We start from the raw sequence: 8,533 nt of genomic DNA on the forward strand, positions 1-8,533 counted from the left end.
ATGGCTTCCATCGTCTTCGTCAACCGTGCCGGGCGGGTATCGGGTGCGGAAGTCGTGCTGCTGCGGCTGATTCAAGCCGCCCGTGAACGTGGCGATCAGGTTCGCGTGATCAGCCCTGCGGGCGTCCTGGCCGACCGGCTACCCGATGGCGTCGCGCACATCGGGATCGACGAACTGGACCTTGGCGGCGCCTCGGGGGTGGCACGGGTGCTGGCGCTGGGCACCTTGGCGCGACGGTGGATCCGTGCCGCGGCGGTGATTCGTCGCACTGTCGGCGCACACGATGTCGTCATTGTGAACTCTCTGTTGGCGCTGCCGGCCGCCCGCCTCGCGCGGCTGCGGCAAGGTGTCTCCTGGCTCGTTCACGACACCCTCGATGAAGCCAAGCAGCGAGCCATGGTGCGGATCGGGAAGCCGGCCATTCGCCGTGCCGTGGCGGTGTCACCCCCGACGGCGGCGCCCGTGCAACAACTCGGGCTCGAAGTGTCGGTGTCGCCGTTGGGCGTCGACATCCCGGGTGTACTCGCACAGCGGCGCACTCGTCCGCAGCCGGTGATCGGCATCATGGGATTGATCACGCCCTGGAAGGGCCACCAGGTACTGCTCCAGGCGCTCACCCGGGTACCCGGAGTCCACTGTGAGGTGGCGGGCAGCGCGTTCCATGCCGACGCCGACTATCTCGCCGAGCTGCAACGGTTTTCGGACGCCGAACTCGATGGCCGGGTGCGCTTCCTCGGGCATGTCGATCCGGTTGCGACCGTGCTCAACTGGGACATCTTGGTCAACGCCAGCACTTCGCCCGAAGCCGGTCCGATCGTGGCGCTCGAGGCGATGAGCGTCGGTGTCCCGGTGATCGCGACCGATCACGGCGGCAGCAGTTGGCTGTTACGTGACGGCGCCGGCGTACTGGTTCCTGTCGGGGATGCCGAAGCACTGGTTGCGGCGATCACCGACGTGCTCGAAAATCCTTCCGGCGTAGCCGAAATGGTCGAGCGGGCGTATGAACGGGTCTGTGCCGATCATGACGCGAGACGGGCGTTTCCGGCAATGCTCGACGCCCTGTTGCCGGACGGGCTCCACCAGGTCAGGCGATGATCGTCGTGCCGCCCATGGTGATGCCGCTCGCGGTGTAGCTCCCGCTGGGCGTGTTGGTGTAGAAGATCGGCAGCGTGGTCTTGTCGAAGCTGATGTTCTTGAAGATGATGCCGCTCATGCTCGATCCGGTCTCTTGGATCAGGCCGATTTCGCGCTGCGCCGTGAGCGGGGTTCCGGTCACCGAGATGTTCTCGATGGTCACGCCGGTCACGGGCTGGCCGCCGTTGCCGGCATACACGAGGATGGCGCCGTGCACCACGCCTGAGTTGTAGTTCGCGCCAGTCACGATGCCGCCGTTGACGATTACGTTGGACACCCCCATGGTGTCGTAGCTGGGCTCAGAGGCGATGTACACCCCAGCACCGTTGGTGTTGGAGACCTTGATGTTGTTGTACGTGATGTTCTGTCCGCCCACCACGGTCACACCGCGACCCCAGGTCGTGCCGTTGACGATCGGGTTGTTGATCGTGATGTTGGAGCAGATGGTTCCGTCGGCGATGTAGGAGACGACCGATACTCCGTCATCGCCGGTGTTGTTCGTCACCGGGTTGTTCACGACGCCGTCGTGAGCGCCGCCGGTCATCGAAATCCCGTCCGCGCGTGAGTTGTTCACCGTGATGCCGCTCAGGTTGAACCAGCCGGCACCCAGGACATAAATGCCGGCTCCGGCAGCACCGTTGATGGTGACGTTGCTGACCGTGGCGTAGTCGCCCTCGATCAGCAGCTTGTGCTGTTCATCGGCGTAGTAGCGCGGGCCGGTCAAGTTGGCGCCCAGGGTCAGATTACTCATCGTGACGTGGTCGGCGAGAATCTCGACCGCCGACGTCGCGTCGTTCGTGGCCTGCAGCGTCGCCCCATTGCCGTTGATGGTCAGCCCGGAGACGGTGATCTGCAGAATGCCCGAGTGGTAGAACGTCTTTGGCGCCAGCGTGAGCGTCGAGCCCGGGTTGAGATTGCTGAACACATTCTGTAGCACCGCGGTACTGTCGCCCGTGATCGGCGTCGCCAGAACCGGCACCGTGACCGTCTCGGACACTTTGGACGAACCGCTGCTGGCGAGGACGGTGAAGCTGGAGGTGTTCGCGTTCGCCGAGACCGCGGACAGGTCCCGGGCCAACTTGGTCGGGGTGTAGGTGAAGGTGCCGTCCGAATTCACCGTGACGGTGCCGTAGGTCGGTTGTGCTGACACGGTGTACGTGACCGTGCCCGTGCCCTGGTTCGTCACATTGAGCGATCCGGAGACGGCGCCCGTGGTGGCATCCGGTGTGCCGACGGTCGGCGTGCCCGCAGCGAGTGAGTTGCGGTTCGTCTTGATCGCCGTGACCGGTTTGAGCAGGGTGGTCAGCGACGTTGTGCTCGTGGTGGTTGCGGCGGCCGGCGTGGGCTGAGCCGCGATGTCGGTCGTCTGGGTCGGGGCGCTCGTGGTGGTTTGGGTGGCGGGTGCGGTGGCCTGCGACGGACTCGGCGTGCGTCGCGTCCACGCGGCGATGGTCCAGGCGATCGGCGCACCGATGGGTGCCGAAGGTGCCGCGCCGTTGGACGACGAACTGGTTGGCGTGGTGACGCTTGCCGTCGTGGGCAATTGTGCTGCAGGAGTGCTGACGCCGGTCGAAATCACGTCCACCTGTATCGATTTCGCGTTGGCAACCGCGACGTTCGGTGCAGCCGAGGGAAGTTGCACCGGCACGGTCTTGGGGACCGCGGCCGACGCGACCGGCTGAGCGGGGCGTACATTTCGTGGCTCGGTTGTCTTCCCTTGGGCGCGAGGTGTTTTGGCGCGACCGGCCGGCTTGCCCGCGGTTTTCGAATCCGCCTTTGATGAACCGGGTTTCGAATCGCTCTGGTGCGGCGCGGTCGACGTGACCTCGGGTGCTGCAGCCGCTGTGCCCATGCCTGCGATGGCGGTACCGATGCCCAACGCGACCGCCAATGCGCCGACCCGCCCAACGCACATGGTGATGTCCATTTGCCCGACCTCTCGACGCTTTATCGGGCCGCGGAGCTACGCGGCCGTCATTTGTCGCAACGATGATGACGAGCGTTGGGCGCAATGTGTGGCATTTCGGAAATTCATCTCAGAACTGGACCGGACGCGAAAGGCATTCAAGCTTCGCCAGAATTCGACGTTATTGACGCAGAATGCGGTGAACCACCAGCATGTTGCTGTTCGATACCTTTTGAATTGTTTTGCCATGGCGTCAGTTTTGTGTGCAATTTAGACGCGCGGCAGAGTAACAGATGTTACCGCCGAACCGGTTGTCGCGCAGCGCAAATGCTGTTTGTTGCACACGGATCCGGCGACGGCTACCGGGTCTAGATCGAGGCGACGTCGATGTGCTTGCCGTCGCTGGTCCAGTCGGCCACGGTGTAGCTGCCGGCCGGCACGTTGCTGTAGAACGGCGCCACGGTCGTCGCCGTCAGATGGATGTTCGACAGGTTGATCCCGTGTATCGCGCGATCTCCGCCGTTCGTCTCATCGACTATCGCCACGTTGCGGTTCACCGTGGTGCTCGTGGCGGTGACCGTCACATTCGAGACGCTGACGTCGTGCACGAATCGTCCCTGATTTCCCGAGTACACGAGAATGGCGCCCTGCTCGATGTCCTTGTCCCAATTGGCACCGGTCACGGTGCCATCGGTTATCGCAACCCGTTCGACGGATCGGGTGAAGAACGGGTTGCCCTCGTTGGCGACGTAGACGCCGGCGGAACTGGTGTTCGCGACCGCAAAATGACTGATGTCAACGTTGTTCCCGCCGACCACGGTGATGCCGCGTCCCCAGCGGGTGCTCCCGACGGTGATGTTCTTTTCGGTGATGTCATGGCACGGCGCCGGGTCGTGGTCATAGGACACGACTGCGACACCGTCGTCGCCGGTTTGATCGGTCTTGATGTTCTCGACCTGACCGAACGCCGAGCCGCCCGTCATGTGCAAACCATCGGCGCGCGTACCGGTGATCGTGATGTCGCGGGCGACGAAATGTGTTGCGCCGCTGAAGTAGATGCCGGCACCGGCCGAGCCTCTCACCCTGACGTTACGCACGGTCGCGCGCTGCCCTTTGACGACGAGTTTGTGCTGCTGTTCGCCCATCCAGCGCTTGCCCTCGGACGGGGCGGCAAGTGTCACGTCGGTGAGGGTGATGCCGTCGCCCAGAATGTCGACAGCAGACGTCTCGTCATTGGTCGCGGTCAGCGTGGCGCCGTTGCCGTTGATCGTGACGTTAGGTACCCGAACGGTGAGGATGCCCCGGTGGTGGTAGGCCCGGGGTTCCAGGGTCAGGGTCGCGCCAGGTTCGACCGCGTCGAACTGTGCCTGCAATGCGGCGGTGTCGTCGCGGACGTCACCGTCGTCCGCGACCGACATGGGTTTGCAGGCGGCGACCATCATCACCACGGCGCCGAGTGCCGCAAACATTGCCCGACCTCGCACGGAGCGTCCCCTCTCAGTCGACTGCGACTACTACTGATTCAGCGGCGTGGGCCCGCTTCGGCCAGATCGTCGCGCGGCGACGAGCTCTGCGTTCGGTGAGGAGCACCGCCACAATTACCGCGGCAAGGCCGACCCAGGCGTAGGTGACGCGGCCCTGGACCCAGTACATGTACCGCGGCCACTCGACCAGCCCCGTGAAGAACATCGGATACACGAGGAGGCCGCCCAGGCTTCCCCTGCAGAAGTGGCGGTAGAGCAGCCCGGCGACCACGCCGAGTACGAAGAAGAACACGAGACCGCCGATCGAGCCGTAATCGACGAACGGAGCCTCGTACCCGCTGGGGTTGTTGAACTCTGGGTTCGCGTACTGCTCGAGGACCCGGTAGTAGGGAGAATCTGGATCAAATGTCTTGGGGTAGGGCCGATCATGACCGCCGAGGCGTTCGTAGAGCCGAAGTTGATAGATGCCTTGCACCGACCAGAACGACTCGAGCGTGTCGTACGGGAGCCGCCCCGGCCAGGTCATGTGATCGACGATGACGGCGCCGTTGTTGATGGCTGTCGCGTAGTAGCCCGCCAGCCGATTCAGCACGAACGTGGGGAACGAATCTTCTCCATGCATCCGGTAGAACATCCACGACCGGAAGTACTCGAAGAACGCGAACGTGACGATCACCAGCGCGATACCGGCCACGGGGATGGCGCGAGCGATGGTGCGGCGCTTCCGGCCGCGGGTGGAAAGCCAGCCGGCACCGACGACCACCACGGGGACGACGAGCTCGAGGATCGCGAGGCGCTCCGAGTAGATGTACGAGCGCGGCACCGACAACGCCAGGACGACGAGCAGCTTTATCAGCTCCGCGCGGGAGTAACTGTGCGCCAGCAGGATTGCGGAGATGACGACCGCGGCGATGCCGATCTGAGTCAGGGCGGTTACCCCGGGGATGTTGCCGATGGCCGTTTTGGCCGGGGCATCCCACGGGTGGTCAGATCCGCCGAACAGCTCGGCGGGTCCGAGTCCACTCTTGACGATCAGAACCGCGAACCCCACGTATCCGACGATGGTCAGGGTTGTCAGTACCGTGCTGGCGCGTTCGAGGGCGGCGCGGCGCCGTTCCGACAACGCCGGCCATACCGTGGCCAGATTGTCTCGGGCGGGCATGGCAGCGATGGCGATCATCGCGCCGAAGGCGAAGGCGAGCACGCCGCACTCGAACAGCCACAACATGCTGTCCGTCACGACTTTCGGTTCCTGCCAATACGTCCGGAACTGCTGATCGTCGACCGAGGCAGTCAGCAGGATCGCGCTCGAGCCGACGGCAAGCGACACCACGGCCGGCGACAGCCATCCCAGCCGGAGTTCGCCACCTGTGGCAGACCCGGTTGCGGCGCGGGGTTTCGTTGCCATCAGCATGGTTCGGTCACAGCCGTGCTTGCGGGCTGACGCGGGCTGTCACGCGCGCGTCGCCACGACAGACACCGGAATGTCGCGGTGCGCGATGGACCGGGCGGCGATATCGACGTCGGAAGTGGTGTCGAAGCCGATCCGCACGGCAACCACGATCTGGTCGGCCGTGTCGGCCGCCTCGACCGCGACGGGTGAACTCCAGGTGCCACCGTCGAGGATTGTCGTCTCGGCGCGGTTGGCGCCGTCGCCATCGGCGAGATCCTCACTGACGGCCTCGCCGTGCTCGGCGGCGGCAAAGGCGATATGCCGTGCCACCGTCGCGGAGCCCGACTCGGCGGACGCCCCGACCACGAGGATGGTGCCGGTACACGGGCGGGGGAGTTGCGCATAGATCGTGCGCGCCGCCTGCTCGTCAACCTGCCGCCGCGCGAGTCGGAGTACCGGCCGGAGCGCGAGCTTGTCGTCACCGTCCAACTGGGTAACCGACGTGATGGTGCCGGAGCGCGAGCGCCACACCATGGCCCCGGCCAGTGCCACGATGCCTCCGAGGAGCCCGCCACCGATGGGGCCCAACGCCGGCGAACTCAGCAGTCCGGTCGCTTCGGCGATGCGGGTCGGCTCGACGGTCTGCACACCTGGCGTACGCAGCAACTCGACCTGCAGCGACGTGCGCCGGAAATACAGCTGGACCAGCTCGTCGGTCGGGCGGGTGGCCACCGGTTCACTTGCCCGTTGAGCTTCTTCGAGTTTGGGGATGACAGCGTTGACGGCGTCGAGGCTGGACTGATACCGCTGCTGGTTCTGATCGAACACGTGACCGGTGAAGACGGTGACGGCAGCATCGACAGTCCGGCGAGCTTCGTCTGCATTGGCAGCGGTGGCTGAGAGCGTGACGAGGTTCGACTTCCCTGCCTGCGATGCAGACAGCTTGGGCTTCTTGCTTTCCCCGAGCTTCTTGGCGACGGAGTCCAGATAGCTGGGCGATGACAGATAGGCCAATTCGCCCGACATGTAATCGGGCATCGTGTTCAGCAGCGGCTGCGTGCCGAGCATGATTTGGTTGGCCTCGATCGGTTCATCGACTCGAATCGTGGTACTCGCAGTCACGTCTTTGCTCGGGGCCAAGGCGAACGCCCCGATCAGCGCACCGAGCACGATGCCCACCAACGTGATCGGCCACAGCGGCGTAATCCACTTCGAAATCGCAGTCCTACGTCGCGGTCCCACGTCGGCTCCCTCCAAACCTATTCGTGTGGCTTAGACAGTAATGAAGGCACCCCCGGATGGCAAATTTACAGAGATGTCGGCAATCATCGCTAAATCATGCGCTGCGCCTTGCGCCGCCGGCTGGTTGGACGCGGAACAACCCGGCACAAATATGGTTTTAAAGGCCAACTTCGGCAATCACTTCGCTCGGTGCAATGGTGAACAGACCTGCCCATTGAGGTTGCTGGAAACGCACATGAGCAATTACAGCAACTTCACACGATCAAGACGGGTCAAGTGAAATTGGCCCGCAGACGGCGACCACGACGGCGGCAGCGTGGCACTCGGAATGTGTCAGCGACAGCGAGATTTGCCGCCATTGCTGCTCGGCCGCCAGCTCTGCGGCCGAGCCACTCAACCGGAGGGTGACGAGCGGTTTCGCCGTCACCACTTCGATCTCGCGGGGCACGAAGGCGGCATCTGGGCGTGAAAATGCCTTGATAGCGGCCTCTTTAGCGGCGAATCGGGCCGCGAGTCGAGAAAGCCGGCTCGGTCCGGCACATGCGGCCAGCTCGTCGTCGGTATAGATCTTGGCGAGGAACCGCGCGCCGAACGTCGACACGGAGTGTTCGATCTCGTCGAGACTCACCACATCGCAACCGACCCGGACGTGGTGACCCGGAACCTGCACCTCAGGAACGATCACACCGATCTCCGTATCGGAATCGACGCGCGCAGATCGATCGACCCGACTGTTCCGGTCGGCGACTCACCGCCGCTCTGCCGGGTCACCATGATCTGACGCGGTAGTCGTGCGGCCACGTGGAAATAGTTGTCGCTGACCCGCCAACCAGAAATCTCGATTTCGATGTACCGCAACGCGACCTCGGACACCAACTCGAGCACCCATATGCCTTCCGATACCGGGGATGCCGTCGCGGTCAGCAGTGAAGCTGCTTGCCTGCCTGCAGGATTCACGACCAGCACGTCGTACACGGTCGGTCTGCCGTCGAAGGTGACCCGGGCCTGGACGGCATCCGCTGTCGGCGGGCCGAATTGATAGGCCTGTGACAGATCTCGGAATTGTCCTGACAGCTCGGTATCGTGGAAGGTCGTCGACGAGGCCGGGGGCACCGTGATCGGTCGAGTGGCGTCCACCGCAACGCCCACGGAATTCGTTGCCGTCAAGGTCAATTCACCACGCAGCTCCGCGTCGGTGTCGTTGTACACGTCGATTCTGACGCCGGCGAGGCCCTCGTCCGAGAGCAAGACCGCTACCGGAGCCCAGGTCCTGGCCAGCACAGCCAGTGCCGGTTTCGGGGGTCGGGGAGCAGATTGACGAAATCCGGCGCTAAGGGGCAATCGCCGAGCGACCTTGCGCTGTAGGTGATTTCA

Annotated in this window: 7 protein-coding genes; 1 reads left to right on the forward strand and 6 read right to left on the reverse strand. The window is 64.1% G+C overall.

Annotated elements, in window-relative coordinates; genetic code table 11:
* Positions 1 to 1,095, forward strand: coding sequence for a glycosyltransferase family 4 protein (locus tag ACJH6I_RS29555; protein WP_406785058.1), 1,095 nt, complete (start codon positions 1 to 3; stop codon positions 1,093 to 1,095).
* Here the strand turns inward: ACJH6I_RS29555 and ACJH6I_RS29560 are convergent.
* From ACJH6I_RS29560 to ACJH6I_RS29585, 6 genes are all read right to left on the reverse strand, one after another.
* Complete coding sequence (locus ACJH6I_RS29560) at positions 1,085 to 3,061, reverse strand: right-handed parallel beta-helix repeat-containing protein (protein ID WP_406785059.1); 1,977 nt, start codon at positions 3,059 to 3,061, stop codon at positions 1,085 to 1,087. The two genes, ACJH6I_RS29555 and ACJH6I_RS29560, sit on opposite strands and share 11 nt — an antisense overlap.
* A gap of 347 nt (positions 3,062 to 3,408) precedes the next feature.
* Positions 3,409 to 4,509, reverse strand: coding sequence for a right-handed parallel beta-helix repeat-containing protein (locus ACJH6I_RS29565; RefSeq protein ID WP_346414751.1), 1,101 nt, complete (start codon positions 4,507 to 4,509; stop codon positions 3,409 to 3,411).
* Positions 4,510 to 4,537: 28 nt separating this feature from the next.
* Positions 4,538 to 5,932: an O-antigen polymerase gene (locus ACJH6I_RS29570; protein ID WP_346414753.1), complete on the reverse strand. Its 1,395-nt coding sequence runs from the start codon at positions 5,930 to 5,932 to the stop codon at positions 4,538 to 4,540.
* Positions 5,933 to 5,977: 45 nt separating this feature from the next.
* Positions 5,978 to 7,159, reverse strand: a complete 1,182-nt coding sequence (locus tag ACJH6I_RS29575; RefSeq protein WP_406785060.1) for a hypothetical protein — start codon at positions 7,157 to 7,159, stop codon at positions 5,978 to 5,980.
* Between the two features lie 262 nt (positions 7,160 to 7,421).
* Positions 7,422 to 7,844 (reverse strand): 4'-phosphopantetheinyl transferase superfamily protein, encoded by a 423-nt coding sequence (locus ACJH6I_RS29580; RefSeq protein ID WP_406785061.1) that lies wholly within the window; start codon positions 7,842 to 7,844, stop codon positions 7,422 to 7,424.
* On the reverse strand, positions 7,841 to 8,407 hold the full coding sequence (locus ACJH6I_RS29585; protein WP_406785062.1) for a hypothetical protein: 567 nt from the start codon (positions 8,405 to 8,407) through the stop codon (positions 7,841 to 7,843). Before ACJH6I_RS29585 ends, ACJH6I_RS29580 begins: the two co-directional genes overlap by 4 nt.
* Positions 8,408 to 8,533: the final 126 nt, after the last annotated feature.

Origin of the sequence: Mycobacterium sp. SMC-13 (genome assembly GCF_045311035.1) — a bacterium.
GTDB lineage: Bacteria > Actinomycetota > Actinomycetes > Mycobacteriales > Mycobacteriaceae > Mycobacterium.